The organism is Streptomyces recifensis (assembly GCF_002154615.1).
GTDB lineage: Bacteria > Actinomycetota > Actinomycetes > Streptomycetales > Streptomycetaceae > Streptomyces > Streptomyces griseoluteus.
The window spans coordinates 1-1,810 of sequence record NZ_MUNH01000789.1 but is presented as its reverse complement, the minus strand read 5'-3'; the positions used below and the strand labels follow the sequence as shown (position 1 = coordinate 1,810).

Genomic DNA, 1,810 nt, shown 5'->3' with positions numbered 1-1,810 from the left:
GCCCCCAGCACCCCGGCACCGTGCACGCCGCACGGCTCGCCACGCCCGCCGACGCGGAGGACATCGTCCGGCTCCGGTCGGCCCACGTCCTCGCCGAGCCGCTGCCGGAGGAGTGGATCGTCCGCTGCGGCGCCGAACTGGCCGCCCGACTGGTTCCCGGTGGCGACGCACGAGCCTGTGTCGTCGACGCCCCCGACGGCACTCTCGCCTCCTGCGCCCTCGCGCTGCTCCACCCGGCGCTGCCCGAACCGGTGTTTCCCAGCGGGCGGGCGGCGCGGGTGCACACGGTCGCCACGCATCCCTCGTGGCGCCGCCGGGGACACGCCAGGTCGGCCCTGACCGCGCTGCTCGACCGGCTCCGGGCGGAGGAGGTGGCGCCCGTCGAGGCCGACGCGCCCGCCGGCGTGGGGGCACTCTTCCGTGCCTCGGGATTCTGCGGCAGCGTGGCTCCCATGCGGATGACATGGCCCGAGCCGGCGGTCCGGGGGCGGGTGGACGAGAGGACCGGCCATGTCTGGCTCCCGCCGGAGCAGTACGCCGAGACGGTCATGAAGGCCACGGGTTTCGCCTGCGTCCTCTTCACCGACGTCCACGACCGCCCCGTGCAGCTCCACGGGGTCTACGGCGCGACCCACCCCTGGCAGTTGGTGGGCGGCACGATGGACCCCGGTGAGCGGCCGTGGGAGACGGCCGTGCGGGAGTGCCGGGAGGAGACCGGCATCGAACTGGACGGCCCGCCCCGCCTGCTGGCCACGGTGTACGGGCTGCCGGGCGCCGAGTGGCCGTACAGCACGATGGGACTCGTCTTCGACGGGGGGCGGCTGGACGAGGCGCGTCTCCGGGACATCGTGCTGGACCCGCGTGAGCACGACGAGGTGCGGGTGCTGGCGCTGCCCGAGTGGCGGCCGCTGATGCCGCCGCGGGACTTCGCCCGGCTCAGTGCGGTGATGGAGGCCCGCCGCACCGGCGTGACCGGCTACTTCGACACCTGGGACTGGGGGACGGAATGAGCGTCGTACTGATGTCGGACCGGCGGGTGGCGGCGGTCCCGGTGCGCGAGTGCGGCGAGCCGCTGGTCGACGTCCGGGCGCACGGCGCCCTCCGGGTCGACCCGCGCAGGGAGGACGCCTCGGGGGCCTTCGCGTATCTGCGCCAAGGGGTGCTGCACCGCCTGATGCACGCCCAGTCGCTCCTGCCGGACGGTATGCGGCTGCTGTACGTCGAGGGGTACCGGCCGCCCGGCCTCCAGCGCCGGTACTTCGAGGAGTACGCCGGCGCGCTCGGCCGGGACAACCCCGGCTGGTCCCCGGCCCGCGTGCGGGACGAGGCCAGCCGGTTCGTCTCCCCACCGGAGATAGCCCCGCACAGCGCGGGCGCCGCCGTGGACCTCACCCTGGTGGACGCCGACGGCGACGAACTGGACCTGGGCACCCGGGTGAACGCGGACCCGGTGGAGAGCGAGGGCGCCTGTTACACCTCGGCCACCAACATCGGCGCCGAGGCCACGGCCAACCGGAACACCCTGGCGAGCGTGCTGTCCGAGGCGGGCCTGGTCAACTACGCGACCGAGTGGTGGCACTGGAGCTGGGGCGACCGTTACTGGGCGCTCCAGACGAACAACCCGACCGCGCCCTACGGCCCCACCGAACCGGGAGTCATATAAGCCGTATATCGCCCCATAGCTGGCATAGTGCCGCCCATGACCCTCACGCCCCGTAAGAACGGCGCGCGGCGGGGCCGCGGCATCCGTCGCGCGGTGCCGGCGCTGGCCTGCGTCCTCGGCATCACCGGCGGCGTCGTCCTCGCGCTG

2 protein-coding genes are annotated in these 1,810 nt (G+C 74.3%); both read left to right on the top strand.

Features of this window, described 5'->3' with window-relative positions; genetic code table 11:
* A partial coding sequence (locus CCN33_RS31370; protein WP_341866602.1) for a bifunctional GNAT family N-acetyltransferase/NUDIX hydrolase occupies positions 1-1,010 on the top strand: 1,010 nt, incomplete at its 5' end.
* Positions 1,007-1,663, top strand: a complete 657-nt coding sequence (locus CCN33_RS29725; protein ID WP_086696432.1) for a M15 family metallopeptidase — start codon at positions 1,007-1,009, stop codon at positions 1,661-1,663. The genes CCN33_RS31370 and CCN33_RS29725, both read left to right, overlap by 4 nt.
* Positions 1,664-1,810: the final 147 nt, after the last annotated feature.